Source organism: Parazoarcus communis (assembly GCF_003111645.1).
In the GTDB taxonomy this organism is placed as follows: domain Bacteria; phylum Pseudomonadota; class Gammaproteobacteria; order Burkholderiales; family Rhodocyclaceae; genus Parazoarcus; species Parazoarcus communis_A.
In genome coordinates this window covers 1,474,334-1,496,068 of record NZ_CP022187.1, presented here as the reverse complement: position 1 = coordinate 1,496,068, position 21,735 = coordinate 1,474,334, and the positions used below count along the sequence as shown (strand labels likewise).

At 63.0% G+C, this 21,735-nt stretch carries 22 protein-coding genes and 3 tRNA genes; 18 read left to right on the top strand and 7 right to left on the bottom strand.

The genetic code is table 11. The features are described 5' to 3' along the window. The 4 genes from rbfA to pnp all read left to right on the top strand — a co-directional run bounded on the left by rbfA (window position 1) and on the right by pnp (window position 3,935). Window positions 1–384, top strand: coding sequence for a 30S ribosome-binding factor RbfA (gene rbfA, locus CEW83_RS06815; RefSeq protein WP_108948676.1), 384 nt, complete (start codon window positions 1–3; stop codon window positions 382–384). Between the two features lie 12 nt (window positions 385–396). Further along, on the top strand, window positions 397–1,320 hold the full coding sequence (gene truB / locus CEW83_RS06810; protein ID WP_108948675.1) for a tRNA pseudouridine(55) synthase TruB: 924 nt from the start codon (window positions 397–399) through the stop codon (window positions 1,318–1,320). 78 nt (window positions 1,321–1,398) lie between these two features. Then, a complete protein-coding gene (gene rpsO / locus CEW83_RS06805) occupies window positions 1,399–1,668 on the top strand; it encodes a 30S ribosomal protein S15 (protein ID WP_108948674.1) in 270 nt (89 codons plus the stop codon). Window positions 1,669–1,832: 164 nt separating this feature from the next. After that, a complete protein-coding gene (gene pnp / locus CEW83_RS06800) occupies window positions 1,833–3,935 on the top strand; it encodes a polyribonucleotide nucleotidyltransferase (protein ID WP_108948673.1) in 2,103 nt (700 codons plus the stop codon). A 97-nt stretch (window positions 3,936–4,032) separates the two neighbouring features. Here pnp and dksA read toward each other — a convergent pair whose 3' ends face one another. After that, window positions 4,033–4,458: an RNA polymerase-binding protein DksA gene (gene dksA / locus CEW83_RS06795; protein ID WP_108948672.1), complete on the bottom strand. Its 426-nt coding sequence runs from the start codon at window positions 4,456–4,458 to the stop codon at window positions 4,033–4,035. 197 nt (window positions 4,459–4,655) lie between these two features. On the opposite strand from dksA, the gene CEW83_RS06790 reads away from it, so the two are divergent. The 4 genes from CEW83_RS06790 (at window position 4,656) to CEW83_RS06775 (ending at window position 6,859) form a co-directional block, all read left to right on the top strand. Continuing rightward, window positions 4,656–4,732: transfer RNA gene (locus CEW83_RS06790), tRNA-Pro, on the top strand. Window positions 4,733–4,756: 24 nt separating this feature from the next. Further along, window positions 4,757–4,833: transfer RNA gene (locus tag CEW83_RS06785), tRNA-Arg, on the top strand. A 64-nt stretch (window positions 4,834–4,897) separates the two neighbouring features. Next, window positions 4,898–4,973: transfer RNA gene (locus CEW83_RS06780), tRNA-His, on the top strand. A gap of 245 nt (window positions 4,974–5,218) precedes the next feature. After that, entirely contained in the window at window positions 5,219–6,859 is a 1,641-nt protein-coding gene (locus CEW83_RS06775; RefSeq protein WP_108948671.1) for a methyl-accepting chemotaxis protein, read from the top strand. An 84-nt stretch (window positions 6,860–6,943) separates the two neighbouring features. On the opposite strand, the gene CEW83_RS06770 is transcribed toward CEW83_RS06775, so the two are convergent. From CEW83_RS06770 to cobA, 3 genes are all read right to left on the bottom strand, one after another. Next, window positions 6,944–7,822 carry a class I SAM-dependent methyltransferase gene (locus tag CEW83_RS06770; RefSeq protein WP_108948670.1) on the bottom strand — a complete coding sequence of 293 codons (879 nt, stop codon included), beginning with the start codon at window positions 7,820–7,822 and terminating at the stop codon, window positions 6,944–6,946. Beyond that, complete coding sequence (locus CEW83_RS06765; RefSeq protein WP_108948669.1) at window positions 7,815–8,894, bottom strand: type I glyceraldehyde-3-phosphate dehydrogenase; 1,080 nt, start codon at window positions 8,892–8,894, stop codon at window positions 7,815–7,817. Before CEW83_RS06765 ends, CEW83_RS06770 begins: the two co-directional genes overlap by 8 nt. A 111-nt stretch (window positions 8,895–9,005) precedes the next feature. Next, window positions 9,006–9,884: a uroporphyrinogen-III C-methyltransferase gene (cobA, locus tag CEW83_RS06760; RefSeq protein WP_108948668.1), complete on the bottom strand. Its 879-nt coding sequence runs from the start codon at window positions 9,882–9,884 to the stop codon at window positions 9,006–9,008. 163 nt (window positions 9,885–10,047) lie between these two features. Here cobA and CEW83_RS06755 point away from each other — a divergent pair, with 163 nt between their 5' ends. The 10 genes from CEW83_RS06755 to CEW83_RS06710 all read left to right on the top strand — a co-directional run bounded on the left by CEW83_RS06755 (window position 10,048) and on the right by CEW83_RS06710 (window position 20,065). Next, window positions 10,048–11,772, top strand: a complete 1,725-nt coding sequence (locus tag CEW83_RS06755) for a nitrite reductase (RefSeq protein ID WP_269807850.1) — start codon at window positions 10,048–10,050, stop codon at window positions 11,770–11,772. 197 nt (window positions 11,773–11,969) lie between these two features. Then, a complete protein-coding gene (locus tag CEW83_RS06750; RefSeq protein ID WP_108951242.1) occupies window positions 11,970–12,341 on the top strand; it encodes a c-type cytochrome in 372 nt (123 codons plus the stop codon). A gap of 20 nt (window positions 12,342–12,361) precedes the next feature. Beyond that, the gene (locus tag CEW83_RS06745; protein WP_108948667.1) at window positions 12,362–13,570 is read left to right on the top strand and encodes a cytochrome D1 domain-containing protein; all 1,209 of its coding nucleotides are present in this window, start codon (window positions 12,362–12,364) and stop codon (window positions 13,568–13,570) included. A gap of 3 nt (window positions 13,571–13,573) precedes the next feature. Beyond that, complete coding sequence (locus CEW83_RS06740; RefSeq protein ID WP_108948666.1) at window positions 13,574–14,611, top strand: Lrp/AsnC family transcriptional regulator; 1,038 nt, start codon at window positions 13,574–13,576, stop codon at window positions 14,609–14,611. Further along, a complete protein-coding gene (locus tag CEW83_RS06735; RefSeq protein WP_108948665.1) occupies window positions 14,604–15,098 on the top strand; it encodes an Lrp/AsnC family transcriptional regulator in 495 nt (164 codons plus the stop codon). The genes CEW83_RS06740 and CEW83_RS06735 overlap by 8 nt, the downstream gene beginning before the upstream one ends. After that, the gene (locus CEW83_RS06730) at window positions 15,098–15,616 is read left to right on the top strand and encodes an AsnC family transcriptional regulator (RefSeq protein ID WP_108948664.1); all 519 of its coding nucleotides are present in this window, start codon (window positions 15,098–15,100) and stop codon (window positions 15,614–15,616) included. Before CEW83_RS06735 ends, CEW83_RS06730 begins: the two co-directional genes overlap by 1 nt. Window positions 15,617–15,818: 202 nt before the next feature. Then, on the top strand, window positions 15,819–16,607 hold the full coding sequence (locus CEW83_RS06725) for a hypothetical protein (protein ID WP_108948663.1): 789 nt from the start codon (window positions 15,819–15,821) through the stop codon (window positions 16,605–16,607). Window positions 16,608–16,625: 18 nt separating this feature from the next. Further along, the gene (locus CEW83_RS06720; protein WP_108948662.1) at window positions 16,626–17,249 is read left to right on the top strand and encodes a hypothetical protein; all 624 of its coding nucleotides are present in this window, start codon (window positions 16,626–16,628) and stop codon (window positions 17,247–17,249) included. Window positions 17,250–17,301: 52 nt separating this feature from the next. Continuing rightward, on the top strand, window positions 17,302–18,066 hold the full coding sequence (locus tag CEW83_RS06715; RefSeq protein WP_108948661.1) for a hypothetical protein: 765 nt from the start codon (window positions 17,302–17,304) through the stop codon (window positions 18,064–18,066). After that, entirely contained in the window at window positions 18,050–20,065 is a 2,016-nt protein-coding gene (locus tag CEW83_RS06710; protein WP_108948660.1) for a hypothetical protein, read from the top strand. Before CEW83_RS06715 ends, CEW83_RS06710 begins: the two co-directional genes overlap by 17 nt. A gap of 160 nt (window positions 20,066–20,225) precedes the next feature. On the opposite strand, the gene CEW83_RS06705 is transcribed toward CEW83_RS06710, so the two are convergent. Genes CEW83_RS06705 through CEW83_RS06695 form a run of 3 tightly spaced genes read right to left on the bottom strand, consistent with a single transcriptional unit; the run spans window position 20,226 to window position 21,725 of the window. Beyond that, window positions 20,226–21,131, bottom strand: coding sequence for a GGDEF domain-containing protein (locus CEW83_RS06705; protein WP_108948659.1), 906 nt, complete (start codon window positions 21,129–21,131; stop codon window positions 20,226–20,228). Continuing rightward, window positions 21,106–21,333: a hypothetical protein gene (locus CEW83_RS06700; protein WP_108948658.1), complete on the bottom strand. Its 228-nt coding sequence runs from the start codon at window positions 21,331–21,333 to the stop codon at window positions 21,106–21,108. Before CEW83_RS06700 ends, CEW83_RS06705 begins: the two co-directional genes overlap by 26 nt. After that, a complete protein-coding gene (locus CEW83_RS06695) occupies window positions 21,333–21,725 on the bottom strand; it encodes a hypothetical protein (RefSeq protein ID WP_159099404.1) in 393 nt (130 codons plus the stop codon). The genes CEW83_RS06700 and CEW83_RS06695 overlap by 1 nt, the downstream gene beginning before the upstream one ends. Window positions 21,726–21,735 lie beyond the last annotated feature (10 nt).

Genomic DNA, 21,735 nt, shown 5'->3' with positions numbered 1-21,735 from the left:
ATGCCTAAGGAATATTCCCGCAGTCAGCGCGTGGTGGAGCAGATCCGCCGCGAGCTGGCGGAGCTGATCAGGCTCGAGGTGAAGGATCCGCGTGTCGGATTCATCACCCTGACCGACGTCGAGATCACGCCAGACTATGCGCACGCCAAGGTCTTCTTTACCGCGATGATGGGTAAGGAAACCGTGCCGGAGATCCTTCAGGGTCTGCGGCGGGCGAGCGGATTTCTGCGCCGTGAACTCGGTCGCCGGATTCGTATTCACACCATCCCCGAGCTGCATTTCGAGTACGACCAGTCGGTAGAGGAGGGTAGCCGCATGTCCCAGCTCATCGACCAGACCGTGCGCGAGGACGAGGCACGCAGCCGGGATGAGAACGACGACTGATTGCGTGCTGTCTTGAAGCGTACCCAGCGCAAGATCATTCGCCGTGCGGTTGACGGCGTGCTGCTGCTCGACAAGCCTCAGGGGCTGACGTCGAACGCAGCACTGCAGACGGCTCGCCGTCTGCTCAACGCGGCAAAGGCCGGCCATACCGGCACGCTCGACCCGATGGCAAGCGGCCTGCTTCCGCTGACTTTCGGGGAAGCCACCAAGTTTTCACAGATGCTGCTCGATGCGGACAAGGCCTACGAGGCCGGTGTGCAGCTGGGCGTCGATACCGATACGGGCGACGCCGAGGGAACGGTGCTTGCAACGCATCCTGTTGCAGTGAGCGAAGAAGCATTGCGCGAGGTGTTGTCGCGGTTTGTCGGTGACATCGATCAGGTGCCGCCGATGTATTCGGCACTCAAGCGTGATGGAAAACCCTTGTACGAATATGCGCGTGCGGGCATCGAGCTTGAGCGCAGTGCGCGCAGGGTAAGGATCTCCTCGATCGACCTGGTGTCCTTCGACGGTAGCCGTTTCGTGATCCGTGTGGATTGCAGCAAGGGAACCTACATTCGTTCGCTTGCAATGGATATCGGCGCGGCCCTGGGTTGCGGCGCACATCTGTGTGCCTTGCGGAGAACCCGGATCGGTGCCTTTGGCATCGAGGACGGTGTTCCGCTGGCGCAGCTCGAAGCTGCGGAGATGGACGCGCGGGACGGGATGCTGGCGCCGGCTGACACGCTGGTCAGCGCGTTTCCGCGGATCGATCTCGATGCGCAGCAGGCCCAGTACATGCTCCAGGGGCGGCCGTTGAGCCTGACGGAGCAGGGCGAAGGTTTTGCCCGGATCTACGGTCCGGATGCTTTTCTCGGCCTTGCCGAGTGGAAGCCAGACGGAAAATTGTGGGCGAAACGCCTCATCGCAACGGGTGAGGCGAATCAAAGTACGTGATTTTGATTGAATTTTTGGTGCGGCAATGGGTATAATCCGCCGCTTCTGATTGGCCGAACGAAAAGAGTAAACACGCACATGTCTCTCGATATTGCAACCAAGGCGCAAGTCGTCTCCGATTACCAGCGCGCTCCGGGCGATACCGGTTCGCCTGAAGTCCAGGTCGCCCTGCTGACCGCCCGTATCAATGGCCTGACCGGCCACTTCAAGGAACACGCGAAGGATCATCACTCCCGCCGTGGTCTGCTGAAGATGGTTAGCCAGCGCCGCAAGCTGCTCGACTACCTGAAAGGTCGCAATGCCGAGAGCTATCGTAGCCTGATCGAGCGTCTGGGCCTGCGTAAGTAAGTCGCTGCTCGTGATCAGCCCGACAGCGCCCGAAACGGCTGCCTGAGCAAGCAAAAGCCGGGGCGACCCCTTAGGGTCGCCCCGGCTTTGTCACATTCAGGACGGGTTTCTGGCCTGTTCCTGCAGTTGTTGTTCGCTGCATCCAATGTTTAAAGGAATTTCCCTTGCCTACTTCCATCAAGAAATCATTCGCCTACGGCGCGCACACCGTCACCCTCGAGACCGGCGAGATTGCTCGTCAGGCCGGCGGTGCCGTGATCGTCAATATGGACGACACCATGGTGCTGGCCACCGTGGTTGCGGCCAAGGAAGCCAAGCCCGGTCAGGACTTCTTTCCGCTGACCGTCGATTACGTTGAGAAGTTTTACGCTGCCGGCCGTATTCCCGGTGGTTTCTTCAAGCGTGAAGGCCGTCCGACCGAGAAGGAAACCCTGACCTCGCGCCTGATCGACCGCCCGATCCGCCCGCTGTTTCCGGAAGGCTTCAACAACGAAGTCCAGGTCATCGCGCTGGTTCTGTCGCTGAACCCCGAAGTTGACGCCGACATCCCGGCGATGATCGCTGCTTCGGCCGCGCTGGCAATCTCCGGCGTGCCTTTCAGCGGCCCGATCGGCGCTGCACGCGTCGGTTACGCCGATGGTCAGTACCTGCTCAACCCCACCACCGAGCAGCTCAAGACGAGCGAACTCAACCTGGTGGTGGCCGGTACCGAAGCTGCCGTGCTGATGGTCGAATCCGAAGCGCGCGAACTGTCCGAAGAAGTCATGCTTGGTGCCGTCGTGTTCGGTCATGAGCAGATGCAGCACGCCATCCGTGCGATCAACGAACTGGTCGAAGTCGCCGGCAAGCCGGAGTGGGACTGGAAGGCGCAGCCCGCCAACGAGCCCCTGATTGCGCGTATTGAAGAGCTGGCCAAGGCCGACCTCGAAGCCGCTTTCAACATCACCAGCAAGCAGGCCCGCAGCGCCCGCATCAGCGAGATCCTGAAGGCGACCGTCGCCGCGCTGACCGATGGCGTCGAAGTGCCGCCGTCGCTCAACGAAGTGAAGGACATCTTCTTCAATCTCGAGTCCGGCATCGTCCGCAGCCGCATCCTGAATGGCGAGCCGCGTATCGATGGTCGTGACACCCGCACCGTGCGTCCGATCGAGATCCGTACCGGCGTGCTGCCGCGTGCCCACGGCTCGGCCCTGTTCACCCGCGGCGAAACCCAGGCGCTGGTGGTTGCCACCCTCGGCACTGGCCGCGACGAACAGATCATCGACGCGATCGCCGGCGAGTACCGCGAAAACTTCATGCTGCACTACAACTTCCCGCCGTTCTGCACCGGCGAGACCGGTCGTTTCGGCATCACCAAGCGTCGCGAAGTCGGCCATGGCCGGCTTGCCAAGCGCGCACTGATCGCTGCGCTGCCGAAGCCGGAAGATTTCAGCTACACCGTGCGTCTGGTGTCGGAAATTACCGAATCGAACGGTTCGAGCTCGATGGCCTCCGTGTGCGGTGGCTCCCTGGCGCTGATGGATGCCGGTGTGCCGATGACTGCGCACGTGGCAGGTATCGCCATGGGCCTGATCAAGGACGGCAACCGCTTCGCCGTGCTGACCGACATCCTGGGCGACGAGGATCACCTCGGCGACATGGACTTCAAGGTGGCCGGTACCGAAAACGGTATCACTGCACTGCAGATGGACATCAAGATCCAGGGCATCACCAAGGAGATCATGAAGGTCGCGCTGTCGCAGGCAGGTGAGGGTCGCATCCACATCCTCGGCCTGATGAAGCAGTCGCTCGACACCGCGCGTGTCGAAGTGTCCGAGTTCGCCCCGCGCATGATCAACATCAAGATCAACCCCGAGAAGATCCGCGACGTGATCGGCAAGGGCGGCGCAGTGATCCGCGGTCTGCAGGAAGAGACCGGCGCCGTGATCGAGATCCAGGACGACGGCAACGTCACCATCTCCTGCGTCAGCGCGGAAGGTGCCCAGGCGGCCAAGGCCAAGATCGAGGCGATCACCGCCGAAGTCGAAGTCGGCAAGATCTACGAAGGTACGGTCGTGCGTCTGCTCGACTTCGGTGCCATCGTGAACATCATGCCGGGCCGCGATGGTCTGCTGCACGTGTCGCAGATCGCCAACGAGCGTGTGAATAACGTTGCCGACTACGTCAAGGAAGGTCAGGCCGTCCGCGTCAAGGTTCTTGAGACCGACGAGCGCGGCAAGATCCGCCTGAGCATGAAGGCGCTGCTCGAGCAGGCCGCAACGAACTGATCGGCTGAAGTCGCCGAGCATGAGAAAGGGACGCCTCGGCGTCCCTTTTTTTGTGTGCTCGCCGCTTGTTGCAGCGTGCTGAATGCAAGTGCGCTATTCAGCGCGCGATCTGGCGCTCACGGATCTCTTCGAGTGTCTTGCAGTCGATGCACAAAGTGGCCGTAGGACGCGCCTCAAGGCGCTTCAGGCCGATTTCCACGCCGCAGCTGTCACAGTACCCATACTCGCCTTCCTCGATGCGCTGGAGGGCCTCGTTGATCTTCTTGATCAGCTTGCGTTCGCGGTCGCGGCTGCGCAATTCGAGCGACAGATCGGACTCCTGGCTTGCGCGATCGTTGGGATCGGCAAAGGAGGTCGTCTCGTCCTGCAACGTATGGACGGTGCGTTCGATGTCGTCGGACATTTCCTGTCTGAGCGCAGTGAGCATCTCCCGAAAATGGGCGGTCTGCTTCTCGCTCATGTAATCTTCGCCGGGCGCCGGGGTGTAGGACGGAAACTGTCTGTGGAGGAATTCTTCAGCCATGACTTGAAAGGCCTTATCTGGGCGGCAATAAGTTGGAGTTCCGTTAGATATCAGAAATGACGAGGCTAAACAAGCGGTCTAGATCGCGATTCCGGCGCTGTGGCAATCGGCGGCGGCGGGGCTGAAACGACGCCTTGAAGCGATTTTTAGAAAAATGTTTGACGGACCGGGAAAGTGTCTGTAAAGTGCGCGGCTCTCGGGGTGTAGCGCAGCCTGGTAGCGCATCTGCTTTGGGAGCAGAGGGTCGTGAGTTCGAATCCCACCACCCCGACCAGCTTCACCCCGATGCCCGCGGGATCTGCCCGTAGCTCAACTGGATAGAGCACCGGCCTTCTAAGCCGGGGGTTGCAGGTTCGATTCCTGCCGGGCAGGCCAGAGAAGTTGTCTGGAATGGATTTACAAGTTTCTGGATCTTGTCCTTGACAGGGTCCTGATGGCGGCGGCATTAGCTCAGTTGGTAGAGCATTGGATTGTGGCTCCAAAGGTCACCGGTTCGAAACCGGTATGTCGCCCCAAGCTACGAAGGGCATTCGCCCAACAAGAAACCGTCCGAGAGGGCGGTTTTTTGTTGTCTGGCGTTTGTGCAGGCCATGGTGTGCGGGCGGGCTGGTCGAGTCGGCGACGACGTGGCTGGCGGTAGTGTCTGCGGTCCCGCAAGGTTCTGGCTAAAGATCCGGCGGAGGCTGCCGTTAGCACGGACACTGGCTGCTTCTGGAGTTCGAAGCGGAATCCGGGTTAAGAGCGGTTTGCGGAGATTGTCATGAGTAAAGATCGGTCCTTGTCCCTGCGCAGTCGCCTGATTGCGCTCACCGTCGCCACCGTCATCGGTCTGTGCGTGCTCTTTGTCGTCGTGCTCATGAGTGAGCGTCAGCAGTTGATGACAGACCGCCAGGAGAAGGTACGCAATCTGGTCGAGGTCGCACATGCCACCGTCTCCCATTTCGAGAAGCTGGCGGCGAATGGCACGCTCGAACTGGCTGATGCGCAGAAAGCGGCAAAGGAAGTGCTGCGCACGATGCGCTACGACAGGAACGAATATTTCTGGATCAATGATCTGAACGACCTCATGGTCATGCATCCGATCCGGGGTGATCTCGAAGGCAAGAAACTCGACCAGCTGAAGGATGCGAACGGAAAACTCCTCTTCGTCGAGTTCAACAGCGTCGTGAAGACAAAGGGTGCCGGCTTCGTCGATTACGTATGGGCCAAACCCGGATCCGATGCGCCGGTGCCCAAGGTGTCCTATGTGAAGGGCAGCGACGCATGGAAATGGGTCATCGGCACCGGCATCTATGTCGATGACGTCGACGCCATATTCAAGGCCAAGGCGCTGTGGCTGCTGGCGTGGGGGCTTGGCATTGGCGCCTTCATCGCGGTATCGCTGACCCTGGTCGGACGCTGGATTCTGCGTACGCTCGGGGGTGAGCCGGAGTACGCATCGCGGATTACCCGGGCCATCGCCGCGGGTGACCTGTCGAGCGATGTGAATTGTGCGCCCGGCGACACCACCAGCGTGCTGGCGGGCATGAAGGTCATGCAGCAGACGCTGCGCCAGATGATCGGGGAGATCGTCAGAGGGGCCGAACAGCTTGCTTCTGCGTCGTCCCAGATGCTGACCGCGTCGGAAGAGGTGGCCATCCAGTCGAGCCATCAGAGCGAGGCTGCATCGTCGATGGCTGCGGCCGTCGAGGAGATGACGGTCAGTATCGACCAGGTGGCCGAGAACGCGCATGAGGCGCACGCGATCACGGTTCATTCGGGCGAGCTGTCGGCCAAGGGTACGGGCGTCATTCAGAGCGCTGCGACCGAGATGCGCAACATTTCCGATGCGGTCAAATCCTCGTCGGCAATCATCCAGGACCTGGGCGAACAGTCGAACCAGATCACGTCCATCGTCAATACGATTCGCGAGATCGCCGACCAGACCAATCTGCTGGCGCTCAACGCGGCGATCGAGGCTGCACGTGCGGGCGAGCAGGGACGTGGTTTCGCGGTGGTGGCCGACGAGGTGCGCAAGCTGGCGGAGCGCACGAGCCTGTCGACGACCGAAATCGCCGGCATGGTGGACAAGATCCAGAATGGCACGCGCAACGCAGTGTCGAGCATGGAAGCCGGTGTCCGGCAGGCGGGCGCGGGCGTGGCGCTGGCGAGTCAGGCGGGCGCGTCGATCACCGAGATCCGGGACGGCGCGCAGCGCGTCATGGAAGTGGTGAACAGCATCTCCGATGCGATTCGCGAACAGGGCACGGTTTCCAGCGAGATCGCGCGCAACATCGAGCAGATCGCCCAGATGTCGGAAGAGGGCACGCGCGCGGTGCACAACACCGCAGAGGCTGCGCGCAACATGCAGAGACTCTCCAGCGGCCTGCATGCCTCGGTGAGCCGCTTCAAGATCGGCTGATTGCCCGGACGCCCTCGCTGGCGCATGTGCCAGCGATTCACCGGGTGCGCTGGCGCGCTGCTGCGGGCCGGGTGCCCGCGCAGCTCACCAGGGTTTGAATGCGAGCGGAAAACCACCGTGCGCGAAGAAGCGTGAGAGGTCGCGCAGCTCGTATTGCTGGCGCGGGCTTAGCGCGGCATGGATTGCACGTGCTGCGGCCACTGTGGCGGGTCTGAGGGGCTGCGAAGCGGTGCTGCGGATGGCAACCAGGAAGGGCACCAGGAAGGTTCGGTGAATGCGTGTCGCAGCGCCGAATACCGCGGCTGCGGCACGCAGCTCGTCGAGGCTGAAGGCGGCGCGCAAGGAGTTGTAGTAATCCTCGGTAAACAGCCTGGGCTGCCTCGCCGCATTTTCGGTGGCAAAGAAGGCCTGCGAAGCCTGTCGCCGCAGACGGCCGAAATCCACCAGATAGATGCCGCCGCCGGGCCTCAGGACACGCCGTGCCTCGCACAGGGTCTTTGACAGCGCTTCCAGACTGCCCAGATGGTGCAGCGACATGGTGGAGATCACCGCATCCACCGAGCCATCGTCGAATCCGCGCAGGGCGGTCATGTCGCCGGCGCACAGCCGGGTATTGGTGATGGCGTTGCGTGCCAGTGTTTCGCGTCCCAGGTCGAGCATCGCATCGGACGCATCGAGACCGATGAAGCGGGCGTCGGGGTTGAGTCGGGCAATGAAGGCCAGCTGGTTTGCCGGGCCGCAACCAAGGTCGAGTACGGTGGTGCCGGCGGCGATGACCACGCTGGCCTGGATCGCATGGTAAAGGTAGGTGTGGGCCAGGATGCCGTCTTCGCGCCCCGCCAGCATGAAGGCTTCGGCACTGGCGGGGTCGTCCATCACCAGCTCGGGTTCCGTGACGCGCGGCTGGCGCTGGCCTGAAAACAGGTCGAGCGCCAGATTGAGCAGCAGGGCAGGACTAGGCATCGGCGGCAGCCGTGTGGTCGCTCAGGCTCAGCCAGTGACGGCTCACATCGAGCATGCGGTTGGCGAACCCCCATTCGTTGTCGAACCACACCAGCAGGTTAACCATGCGCGGACCACAGGAACGGGTCTGGCTGCCATCGACGATGGCCGAGTGCGCATCGTGATTGAAGTCGATCGAGGCGTGGGTCTCGTCCGACCAGGCGATCAGGCCGGCAAACGGGCCTGCGGCAGCCTGCTGCAGCAAGGTGTTGATGTGCGCTGCTGACGCGTCGCGCTCGAGGGTGAGCACCATGTCGATGGCCGACACGTTGTGCGTCGGCACCCGGATCGCCTTGGCGTGCACGCGGCCGGTCAGCGCCGGAAGCAGCCGTTCCACCCCGCGCGCCAGACCGGTCGAGACCGGAATGATCGACTGCATTGCCGAGCGCGTGCGGCGAAGGTCGGTGTCGTGATAACCGTCGATCAGCGGCTGATCGTTCATCGCCGAATGCAGGGTGGTGAGCAGTACCTGCTCGATCCCGAGCTCGCGATGCAGCAGATCGAGCACCGGGACGACCGCGTTGGTGGTGCACGACGCATTCGAGACCAGACGTTCGGTGCCGGTGAGCGTCTCATCGTTGATGCCGTGCACGATCGTGGCGTCCACATCCGCGGCACTGTTGCCCGGGTGTGAAAGCAGTACGCGCCGGCAACCGGAATCGAGAAAGCGCTGCAGTGCGGCGCGGTCGCTGTACTGGCCCGAACACTCGACCACCAGATCGAGATCCAGGCCTGCCCAGTCCACGCCTTCCGGTGTGGTGGCGTGGGTGACCGCAATCATCTGATCGCCGATCAGCAGGGCGTCGTCATCGGCGACGACCCGGCCGGGAAAGCGGCCGTGGGTGGAGTCGAAGCGGGTGAGGTAGGCGATGCTGGCCAGATCGGCAGGCTCGTTGATGGCAACGACCTTGAAGCGGTCGCTGATCGACGATTCGTGAAGGGCGCGCAGAAAGCAACGGCCGATGCGACCGTAACCATTGATCGCGATGCGAAACGGGTTGGAGCGGGATGACGCCACGTTCGAGCCTGCCATGATGGGATGCGGGACAAGGGCAGGATTCTACAACCGATGCAGGGTCCGCCCCAGTTTATGGCACCCGCAAGCCCGCAGCTTCGCAACTCCGGGGGTGACTGACCTTGTTGGTCAGAGCGCAAGTGCTGCGGTTTGCTCGGCTGCTTGCGTCAGCAATGGGTGCAACTCCACCACGGTCCCCACGATGATCAGGCTGGGCGTCTGCAGCTTCGCGGCACGCACCTCGAATGGGAGCGACATCAGGGTGCTGGTGACGATGCGCTGCTGCGGCGTCGTCGCGGCATGCACGACCGCGGCTGGCGTGGTTCGCCACAGACCGTGCGCCACCAGCTCGCGACAGATGATGTCAAGCGCACCCAGGCCCATGTAGATGACGATGGTCTGATGGGGTCTGGCCAGCGCGTCCCAGTCGAGATCGACGCTGCCTTCCTTCAGGTGGCCGGTGGCAAACACCACGGTCTGTGCATGGTCACGGTGCGTCAGCGGAATGCCGGTGCTTGCCGCCATGCCTGCTGCAGCGGTGACACCGGGCACAACCTCACAGGCGATGCCGCTGGCGATCAGTGCCTGCATCTCCTCCCCGCCGCGTCCGAAAATGAAGGGATCTCCGCCCTTGAGACGAACGACCCTGAGCCCCTGAAGCGCGAGTTCCACCAGCAGCAGGTTGATCTCGTCCTGGGGCAGTGCATGCCTGCCGGCTTTCTTGCCCGCATAGATGCGCCGTGCGTCGGTGCGTGCCAGATCCAGAATGCCTTCGCCCACGAGCTGGTCATGGACGATGACATCGGCTTCGGCGATGCGCCGGGCCGCCTTCATGGTGAGCAGTTCGGGGTCGCCCGGGCCGGCGCCCACGAGGGCGACCGAGCCGGTTGCGGTGCCGGCGTGCCCGGGTTGGCGCGGTGCCGCCGGACTTGCGAAGGAGCCAGCAGATCCCCGGTTGAGGTGGATGAGCGAGGAGGACGCAGGGCGAAGCAGGGTGCTTTGGGTCATGGTCTTTATTCCCAGTCAATATCTGCTAGTTTTAGGATGACTGGACTTTATCCCTAAGTGCAGCATGGAAAATTAATTCACATCAAGGATCGCAAGTCGGCGCCGGTTCGATACTGATCGCATGATTTTTTCGTCTGTTCATGCGTTACGAAGGAGAGGGAAAATGCAGCATATGCGTTGGATTCGTCATGCCGCCGTGCTGGCTGCGCTGCCGCTGGCACTGACTGCGGCCTGGGCCGAGGAGACTCACAAGGATGTCTCGCCTGCCGAGATGAAGTACCAGGCGGGTGGCTCGCCGCTTGAGGCGGTCGAGATGTATCAGGACATCAACCCCAAGGCACCGTCGATGTCCAAGACCGAGTTCGACAAGGCCCGGCAGATCTATTTCCAGCGCTGTGCAGGCTGTCACGGCGTACTGCGCAAGGGCGCAACCGGCAAGCCGCTGACGCCCGACAAGACCCTGGCCTCGGGCACCGAGTACCTCAAGGTGTTCATCAAGTACGGCTCGCCCGCCGGGATGCCGAACTGGGGCACGTCGGGTGAGCTGACCGATGACGAAGTCGATCTGATGGCGCGCTATGTTCAGCAAACCCCGCCGCAACCGCCGGAGTTCGGCATGGCCGACATGAAGGCGACGTGGAAGGTGATCGTGCCGCCGGAGAAGCGTCCGACGAAGAAGATGAACAGCTACAACCTCGACAACATCTTCTCCACGACCCTGCGTGACAGTGGCGAAGTGGCCCTGATCGACGGCGACAGCAAGAAGATCATCAGCATCCTCAAGACCGGCTATGCCGTCCACATTTCGCGCACCTCGGCGTCCGGTCGTTACCTGTACGTAATTGGTCGCGATGCGAAGATCAACCTCATCGACCTGTGGCTGGAGAAACCCGACACCGTCGCCGAGATCCGTACCGGGCTCGAGGCCCGCTCGGTCGAAACCTCCAAGTACAAGGGTTTCGAGGACAAGTACGCGATTGCAGGCTCCTACTGGCCGCCGCAGTTCGTCATCATGGAAGGCGACACGCTCGAACCGCTCAAGATCGTCGGTACGCGCGGCATGACGGTGGACACGCAGGAATACCACCCCGAGCCGCGGGTTGCCTCCATCGTGGCTTCGCACTACAAGCCCGAGTTCGTGGTGAACGTGAAGGAAACCGGCAAGATCCTGATGGTGGATTACTCCAACATCCACGCCCTGAAGACCACTGAGATCGAGGCTGCACGCTTCCTGCACGATGGCGGGTGGGACAGCACCAAGCGCTACTTCATGGTCGCTGCCAACCAGTCGAACAAGATTGCCGCAGTGGATGCGAAGGATGGCAAGCTTGCCGGGCTGATCGACGTCGGCAAGATTCCGCACCCGGGTCGTGGCGCCAACTTCATCCATCCCAAGTATGGTCCGGTATGGGCGACCGGCCACCTCGGCGACGAAACCATTGCGCTGATCGGTACCGATCCCGAGAAGCACAAGCAGTATGCGTGGAAGATGGTCGAGTCGCTGAACGGGCAGGGCGGAGGATCGCTCTTCCTCAAGACCCACCCGAAGTCGACGAACCTGTGGGTGGACACGGCACTGAACCCCGATCCGGCGGTAAGCCAGTCGATCGCCGTGTATGACATCAACAAGCTCGACAAGGGCTTCGAGGTGTTGCCGATTGCGAAGTGGGCCGAGCTGGGTGAAGGCGCCAAGCGCGTGCTGCAGCCCGAGTACAACGTCAAGGGTGACGAGGTCTGGTTCTCCGTGTGGTCAGCCAAGAACCAGGAGTCGGCAATCGTCGTGGTCGATGACAAGACCCGCACGCTCAAGGCGGTGATCAAGGATCCGCGTCTGATCACGCCGACCGGCAAGTTCAACCTGTATAACACCCAGCACGACGTGTATTGATGCATTGAAGGCGCGACGCCGGTCGCGCTGCTCAGACGGCCAGGACTCTCGTCAGCGATTGTCCTGGCTTTTTCGTGTCTGCGGCCCACGGTCGGGGCTGGCCCCCGGCTGCCGAAGGGCACGGTTGATTCGGGTCAAGGCAGGCATGGTGCTCAGGCGTCATGCTGATCCCAGATGAAGCGCATACGGATAGCATGATGAAGCCGCCAGCACTGTTGATGCATGTTCTCGTTCTTGTCGGGCTCACCCTGATGTCCGTGTTCGCTTCGGCCACGCCGCCGCTTGCGGCCGAACGCGAACGCGTGCTGGTGCACATGGTTCGCCAGGACTGCGGCTCCTGTCATGGGCTGACGCTTGGCGGTGGGCTCGGGCCCGCGCTGACCCCCGCTGCACTTGCCGACAAACCGGTCGACGGACTGGTGGCAACCGTCATGTACGGGCGTCCCGGCACGCCGATGCCGCCGTTTCGCGGCATTCTCTCCGAACTCGAAGCGCGCTGGATCATTGATCAGCTGATGCACGGTTTTCCGGCCGATCGCGGGCTGGCGTTGCAGCGCGCAGAACGCTAGAAAGAAGCAGGAGTCGCTACATGTCGAAGGAAAACGTTCGCCTTTCCCCGCCGCTGCTATGGGGCATTCTGTTGCCGGTGATGGTGCTCCTGCTGTCGGCCTGCACCACGGCCGCGCCGGTACTGCGCGGTACCGGCGATCTTGGCGTGCTGATCGAGCGTGCCGACGGACGCGTGAAAATTGTCGATACCAGTGCGCGCGCCGTGCTCGCTCAGGTTGAAGGGCTGGGTGACCTGTCGCACGCCTCGGTGGTGTTCTCGCGCGACGCGCGCTATGCCTTCGTGTTCGGGCGCGATGGAGGCCTGAGCAAGGTCGACCTGCTGACCGGGCGCATCGTCCGGCGGATCATGCAGGCGGGCAACGCGATTGGCGGCGCGATTTCGCAGGATGGCCGCATCGTGGTGGCGCAGAACTACATGCCTGGCGGCATCAAGGCCTTCGATGCCGAAACCCTCGAGCTGGTCGCCGACGTGCCGGCGAGCTACGGCAGCGACGGTCAGCGCTCCAAGGTGGTTGGTCTGGCAGATCTGCCGGGCAACCGCTTCGTGTATTCCCTGTTCGATGCGGACGAGATCCGCGTGACCGACCTCTCCGATCCGGCACACCCGACAACGCAGCGCTTCCCCGCCGGTCGTCAGCCCTACGATGCGCTGGTGACACCCGACGGGCGCTACTACATCGCGGGCCTGTTCGGTGAGGACGGGCTGGCCATGCTCGACCTGTGGCAACCGCAGCAGGGCGTGCGCAAGATTCTCGCCGGCTACGGCAAGGGCGACGCACCATTGCCGGTGTACAAGATGCCGCACCTTCGCGGCTGGGCGATTGCGGGCGGGCGTGCCTACCTGCCCGCCATCGGCCGTCATGAAGTGCTGGTGGTGGACACCACCACCTGGCAGGAAGTGGGGCGGATTGCGGTGAAGAGCCAGCCGGTGTTCGTGATGGCGCGGCCGGACGGGCGTGAGGTGTGGGTCAACTTCGCCTTTCCCGAGAACGGCTGGGTACAGGTCATCGACACCCTGAGCCAGGATGTGGTCGATACGCTGCAGCCGGGACGCGCCATTCTGCACATGGAGTTCGCGCCCCGCGGCGAGGTCGTATGGCTGTCGTCGCGGGACGACAACCGGGTGTTCATCTACGACACGGCCAGCCACAAGCCGCTTCACAGCATTGCGGCAGCCAGTCCGAGCGGCATCTTCTTTACCAGCCGCGCGGCACGTACCGGGTTCTGAGCCATGGCACGCATCCATCCCTTGCTGCTCGACATCGACAGTGCCGAGTTTCGTCTGCTCAACGACTGGCAGCGCGGCTTTCCGCTCGTGCCGTGTCCCTTTGCCGTGATCGGCGACCGCGTCGGTCTGAGCGAGCAGGCGGTCATCGAACGCTATCTCGACTGGGTGACGTCCGGTGTGGTGAGCCGGGTGGGCGCGGTGTTCGCACCGCGTCGCCTGGGGGCGGGCGCGCTGGTGGCGCTGGCGGTGCCACCGGAACGCCTGGACGACGTCGCTGCACGCGTAAGCGCCGAGCCTGGCGTCAATCACAACTATGAGCGCGAGCACGCCTTCAATCTGTGGTTCGTCGCGTCCGCTGCCGACGATAAGGCCTTGCGGCGCATGGTCTGTTCCATCGAGGCCGATACCGGCTGCCATGCCCTCATCCTGCCGCTGGAAGAAGAATTCCATATCGATCTCGGTTTCGATCTTTCCGGACGCTGTGCGGCAGACCGGGCCGAATGCGAGTCCCGTGTGTCGGGCAGCACTGCGACGGCATGTGCCCTGCCGGAGATGGAACGCAGCCTGTTCGCCGCCCTGCAGCGCGGCTTGCCCATCATGCCCGCGCCGTGGGCTGGCGTCGGCCAGCGGGTCGGTCTGAACGAGAACATGGTGATCGAGATCGTGTCGCGTGCGCTCGAGGACGGGCTGATCCGGCGCTTCGGCGTGGTGGTTCGTCACCATGAACTCGGCATCAAGGCCAACGCCATGTGTGTGTGGGATGTGCCGGACGAACTGGCCAGCACGCTGGGCAGGCAGCTCGCACGCTATCCCGGCGTGACGCTGTGCTATCGGCGCGCACGGTCCCTTCCGCACTGGCCATACAACCTGTTCTGCATGATTCACGGCAGCGTCCGTGAAACCGTGCTTGCGCAGCGGGACGAGATCGCCCGCTCGCTCGGGCTCGATCACTTTCCGCATGCGGTGCTGTTCAGCGGACGGCGCTTCAAGCAGAGCGGCGCGCACTACCTGCCGCTGGGACCGGAGAGCGGTCATGGCTGAACACACGGCACGAGGCGCACGCGGTATCGCTGCCAGTCGTGAGCCCGACGCCGTCGACCGCCGCCTGATCAATGCACTGCAGGGCGAGTTTCCCCTTGTGGAACAACCCTATGCAGCCATCGGGACGATGCTTGGCCTGAGCGAGGACGAAGTGATCGCGCGTCTGAGCAGTCTGCTCGACGACCGCGTACTGACCCGCTTCGGGCCGATGTTCCAGATTGAGCGCATGGGCGGTGCCTTCTGTCTGGCGGCGATGTCAGTGCCCGAGGCCGACTGGGAGCGGGTGGTGGACGCCGTCAATTCCCTGCCGGCCGTGGCGCACAACTACCGCCGCACGCATGCCTTCAACATGTGGTTCGTGCTTGCAACCGCAAGCCCCGAGGGCATCGCGGATGCGGCGGCGCGCATCGAGACGCTTACCGGCTTGCCGGTACATCTGTTTCCCAAGGAAAGGGAGTACTTCGTCGAAATGAGGCTGGAGGCCTGATGACGAACGAATCGGTGAGCGGTGTCGATGCGGGAGGCGACGAACTGGATCGTCGCCTGGTACTCGCCACCCAGCAGGGCTTGCCGCTGGTGCCGCGTCCCTATGCCGAGCTCGCCAGCCAGCTTGGCTGCACCGAAGCCGTGGTGCGCGAACGTCTCGCGGCGATGCTGTCCAGCGGTGCGATCAGGCGTATCGGCGCAGTGCCCAATCACTACGCCATCGGCTATACCGCAAACGGCATGACCGTATGGGATATCGACGACGCGCTGGTGGATGAAGTCGGCGAGCTGGTGGGGGCGCTCGGTTTCATCACCCATTGCTACCGCCGGCCGCGCCAGTTGCCCGACTGGCCGTACAACCTGTTTGCGATGGTCCACGCAGGCAGCCGCGAGGCTGCTCTCGAGCGTGTCGACGAAGTGGCGGCGCTGATCCAGACCCGCTTTCCCGGCGCGTGTCGCGCGCGCGATGTCCTTTTTTCCACGGCGATTCTCAAGAAGACCGGCATCAGGCTGAGCTAGCGGCCGGTGGGGCGGATGACGCACGGCATGGCGGCCTTGGTCCGCCTGCACATCGCAGGCACATCGCAGGCGCATCTCCCCTCGGACTTTCAATGCCCGGTGATTGAACTAGACTGACAGGACGCCGCTGTCGACCTCCGCTGTTGAGCGCGTTACGTCGAACATTGTCGATCAGCCCCTGAATCACATAACGGAGAGCCAGATGACACAGGATTCCGACCAGTACGTGATGTCCCTTCAGATTCCGGACATTGAAGCCGACGCAAGAATGCTCGGACGTCAGTCCAAACGTGCAGCCATTCTTGGCGCGCCCCTGACCGCTGAAACAGACAAACCCACTGCAGCCCTCATCAAGGGGCAGGTGACTGCGTTCTCGGGGAATCTCTCCGGGCAGGACAAGCAGGACATCGAATACACCACGCTGGCGGCACAGCTCAATTCCGACATCGTGGTGCCCGACAATCAGTCGTTCGAAAGCATGCAGGCATGGTTCGCGAACTATTCCAAGGTGATGTCCAACCTCGGCTGGGTGATGTCGTTCAGCTGGGAGAAGTACAAGGCGGCCTCGCAGGGGCTGTCGGTGGATGCCGTGATCATCGAGGTGCTGACGGCTGTGGCATCGCAGAACGGGGCGGCGATCGCGAAGGCTGCGATTGATGCCATCGGCAAGCTGCCGCGGGACGGGAACCGTATCAAGCTGTTCAACAACTCCACCATGAGCGACAAGGCCGGGAAGTTTCTCCTCGGCGTGGCGAGCAAGGAGAACGAGTCGCTGTCGCTGGCCTTCGGCGCGTTTGCGCTGGACTTCAAGACGCGTGACACCACGGTGCTGTGGTTCAACTGGAAGAGCTCTGACGTCTCGATCTACAAGGATCAGAAGGTCGCGACCTTCAACCAGGATTACTACGCCAAAGGTGCGCGTGCCACGCTGGAGAAGAAGATGCGCGACCATGTCTCGGCCTACGTCGAAGATCTCGATCTTGGTTTCTAGGATAGCGGGCGGGAAGGCGTGACGGCCACGGAGCGTTACCTTGAGTCTCAGAGGGCGTACCGCGTCTCCGATAACCTGATCTTCGCCTTTGGTCAGGATGTCGCCGATGCGGCCCGCGATGCGGTGACGCTGACGACCTGGGCGGCCGAGGCACATGCGGCCCATGTCGGCGTGTCCATCGAAGCGCAGCCCGATGACTGGCTGGATACCTGCGAGAAGACGCTTGCGAAACTGGGTTGGGTCATGGTGGAGCGTGCCTGGAACACCGCGTACGAAGTGCCGGACGAAACGCAGGAGGGGGCGGCAAAGCGCATCCTGAAGCAGGCGCTTGGCGAACATCCGATGACGCGCGGACTGATCGGAAAGCTGCAGGTTGCGGGTGAATGGCCACGCCGGCCACGCTGGGCCGGGCTTGTCGAGCAGGACGCGAATGGAGTGCCGCTGCTGACATCGATCTTGCTCGTTGCGCTCCCTGCGGAACTGGTCGAACTGCCAACAGCCGCCGTGCCTGAAGCCCCGCCCCGTCATGCGTTCCGGCTCGCCATCTGGGCAGCGAGGCTCAACATGGCGATCTTCGAGACCGCACGGCCGGTGCTGTTGCGCCGGTTTCTGGAACAGGAGGAAGCCGGGAACCGTCCCTGACCGACCCACACGCACCCGGCCCGGCGTGTGCGAACGACTGGAGTGAAAACCGTTGCGGACCGACTCCCCGGAACAGATTGCCTTCGTCGAGAACCTGCCCCTTCCCGCGCCCGGGCTGGTGCATGCAGGCCGCGCCTTCGCCGGACCGCTTCGCCCTGCGATGCGGGGGTTATCGACCGCGACAAGCGATGGGCAGCAAAGTGCTTATGTTGCAAAGGGCAGCCTTGTGTCCTTCGTTGCCGGAGTTGCTCATGCCGCACGGGCCGATGTGCTGGATGCACTGCTCTTTGCGCAATTGGGGGCAGACGCACGCTTCGATCGCGAGCGCGATTTCGATCGCTGGCACCGCTTCCATATGATCATCATGGATAACGTCGGATGGACGGTGGAGGCGCGCGACTGCGACCCGCCGGCGCTCGAGCGCTTTACCATCGGCGAGCTTGGGCTGGCGCTGTTGCATGCGAATGCGAGCGGTGTCGAGCGCAGCCTTGCGCGCAGCGCGCTTGCTGCCGCGCAGCGTGGCATGCCGCCCGTATTTGACGAGAGCAGTCATTCGGCGGGTGCGGGGTGCTTTCATATCGGGACCTGTGTCCAGCTCGGCAAGCGGATCGAAACCACGCTGATGTGCATCAACTTCCATACCTCCTTGCGGGTCGCCCACCTGATGAACCAGGTGTTCGATCGGCGCACGACCAAGCTTGGCGCAAGCATTTACCGTTGCTCACTCGATCTGAGCGCGCATGCACCTGTTGCGCAGCGGATCCGGGCAAGTCTCGCAGACAACGTTGCCGTGTTCGTCCATGAGCTTGCGCTCTGAGGTGGCGTGGGGTGGTGTGCTCGTATCTGGCGCGTGGGTGGTGCTTGCGTTCCTGTTCTGCAGTGCAAGGTGGGATGGCGGCTGGAAGTCGATCGGCCCCGAGGGGGGGACGGTGCGGACCATCGCTTTCGATCGTCTTGATGCGCGGGTGATGTACGCGGGAACGCGGGAAGGCGGGGTATTCCGCTCGCTCGATGCGGCCAAGCGCTGGCAGCGGGCCAGTGCCGGGCTGGCGGGTGCGACCGTGGTGGACATCGCCGTGGGGCCACTCACGCCTTCGCGACTTTTTGCGGCGACCGACGCAAAAGGTGTGTTCCGCAGCGCAGACCGCGGTCGAACCTGGCAGCCGTGCAATGCAGGTCTGGACACGCTCGCGCTGCGCGCCATCATCGTCGACCCTGCGAACCCTTCCGGGCTGATGGTTGCGAGCTTCGGGGGCGGCGTATACCGCTCGGACGATGCCTGTGAAAGCTGGCGAGCCGATTCCGAGGGGCTGAATGATGCGTTTGTGAATGCGCTGTCCACCGATACGCGGGTGCAGGGTACCGTCTATGCGGGCACGATGGGTGGCCTCTACCGCAAGCAGGCCGGCGCCGCGCACTGGGTGGAAATCGGCATGCCGGGTTGGTTTGTGCAGGACGTGCTTGTCGACGCCGGCAGCGATGCAATTCTTGTGGCGCTGCCGGGCGAAGGCGTCGTCGTGTCCCGTGATGACGGCCGTACCTGGACTGCTGCAAACGAGGGGCTCGACGATTCCATGGTGACCGGCCTGGCGCGAGCGCCCAGCGGGGCTTTCTACGCGCAAACGCAATCGGGCGAGGTGTTCAGCTCAGGCAACGGCGCACACACCTGGCACGCCGTGGCGGCATGGACGCGTGGCTCGGAGGTCGAAACGCTCGCCATCGACGAGCGCTTGCCAGCACATGTCTTTGCGGGGACGCGGTTTGCCGGTGTGCGGATGTCGTCGGATGGGGGCGACGGGTGGCGCAGCGCCAATCGCGGGCTGCACAATCTGCAGGTCGAAACACTGCTCATCGATCAGGGGCTCAAGGCAGGCGAGCCCGCCGTCATACACGTCGGCAGCCGGTATTCTGGCGCCTTCAGATCTCTGGATGGGGGGCGCTCGTGGGAGGCGGGGCAGGGGATTGCCGACCCCTGGGTGTCTGCAATCGTCGCCGATCCGGTGGACCATTTCAGGGTTCATGCAGTGAGCGGTGGAGGGCGTGTTTTCATGTCCCGCGACCGAGGCAGAAACTGGCATGTCGTGGGTCAGGGCGTGGGGTCCGGCCTGTTTTCGCTGGCAGTTCATCCCCGGCACGAGGGCGTCATGCTTGCAGGTGGTGCCAGCGGTGAGTTGTTCGGCACACAGGATGGCGGTGAGCACTGGCGCGTCGTGGGTGAGATCGGCGGCGCGATCATCAGACACATCGTGTTCGATCCTCAGCACCTCGATACCGTCTATGTCGGCACCAGCAAAGGCATCTTCAAGCGCGCTGCGGGTGGGGCGGTCTGGTTGGCGGTCAATATCGGCTTGCGGCAGCTCGATATACAGGCGCTGGCAATCGATCCGCTCAGTCCTGCGGTCATCTACGCGGCAAGCAACGGCGGCGGTGTTCATCGGTCTTCGGACGGGGGGTTGCACTGGCTGCCGCTCAATGAGGGCCTCATCGATCCCTTCATCCAGACCATCGCATTCGACCCGCAGGCCCCGGCGACGCTATATGCAGGCGGGCGGTCGGGACGCATCTTCCGCTCGGATGATGCCGGTCTGCACTGGCGGATCATCAACAGCGGTGCGGATCTGCCCCCGATCACCGTGCTCGCGGTCGATCCGGTGGCGCCGCGAAGAGTCTATGCTGCGACCGCCGGCAACAGCGTGGTGGTCGAGACCCAGATCAGCGGGTGGGCAAGGCTTGCCGGACTGATCGCATTGATCGCCCTTGCAGCTTCGTTAGTGCGAAATGGCGGGAGCACGTCATCAGCGTCGCAAACCGACTGATGGAGATCAAGCGGCTTTCAGCCGAAAGCGCCGGTTTGGCCGCGCGCTTTCGCGCTGGACGGGATATGGCTCCGTTCAGCCTGCCGTTTCTCATCGCACTGCGCCGGCGCAGGGGAACCTGACTCCGGTCAATCAACTCCGGCCAATCAACTCCGGTCAATCAATGCCGATCGCAGGGCTCGGGCGCGACGGCCATCGCGAAATTGTTCTTTCCGGTCCGCTTGACCTCGTACATGTTCGCGTCCGCCAGTTCGAACAGCGTGGCCCGGTCGGTACCATCACGTGGCGCACAGGCAATCCCGATACTGGCACCGACGCGCACTGCCGTCCCGCCGCTCAGGATGACGGGTTCGCACAACACGGACAGCAGATTGGCCACGGTTGCGCTCAGCGTCAGCTCCAGGGGGCCGACATCGCGCAAGGCCACCAAGAACTCGTCCCCGCCGAGCCGCCCGGCCAGATCGGTGGAGCGCCGGACCACTGCGTTCATGCGTTCGGCGCAGACCTTCAGCACTTGGTCGCCGGCTTCATGGCCGTGCTCATCATTGACTTGCTTGAAGCCGTCGAGATCGATGCACAGCACGCTCAAAGCGGAGCCATCCGCGACGGCGCCGCCAATCAAGGAGCCGATCTCATCGCGGCGGTGGCGGGCAGGGGTGTACAGACGCTCTGTGGAACCGGGCGTCATCGCGCGCATGTTCCGCGCCAGCTTGATGATGGGTTGCGATATGAGTACCGCCACTGCGCCGCACAGCAGCAGTGCAAGCAGCACGGCCTGGCCGATCATCATGGCTGCCAGCAACAAGGCCTCTTGTCGGGCAATGCCATTGACCCGCGTCTGGTTGGCCCGAATTACAAACACGCCGACCGATTCACTCTCGTCGAACGGCGAACTCAAAAGGCGTTCGGCATGCATGGGCTCGATGTCGTCAGACACTTCAGGGGGCGGGCCATCGGGCAGCCGGACCAAGGTCTCGCCGCGTGCCGAGCGAACCTCGACCGAGGCCACCAGAGGGTTGCGCATCAGCCCGTCGGCGACTTCACGCAACAAAAGCGTCGCCGGCATAGGCTCCGATCGCAACCGTTTTCTCGACTGCCTGTGCCAGATCCGAAAGGGTGGAAATGCTGGTGCGGACCGCGCGCTGGTGTCCAAGGACGAAGGCCAGTGCGCCCGCAGCAACCGAAAAGACGACAGCGCCAAGCACGATTGTCTGCATGAGACGCGCCTGCAGCCCGCCGGTCCGGTTGATCGCGTCGTCCCCTCTCATCAGGACGGTCCCTTCAATATCAGTACCGTGCGTACGTCCTTGTGTGCGGGCTCCCGGGTCACCCAGCCCAATGCGCTGGGATTGCGTTTTACGATGTCAATCACGGCTTCTTCGTTGGGCAGGGGTTGCGGCGGCATGCTTTGCCCGGAGAACATCAGGCGCGACCAATAGCTGTTAACCTGCGCAGGCTCCCAGCTGGTCAGGGCACGATAGAACGCGGCACGTTTCGGATCGTCGCGCGGCAGATCGAAGACAAGTGCAAAGCCCCCGTTCGGAAACGCCCGGCTGCGCCCCATGAACAGGTCGACTGCCTCTTTCAGCGTCAATGCATGTACTGGATTGCTGCTTTGCACAATCAGAAAGAAGTCGGCTCGTGAATGCACGGCCTGCAAGATCGTGGCA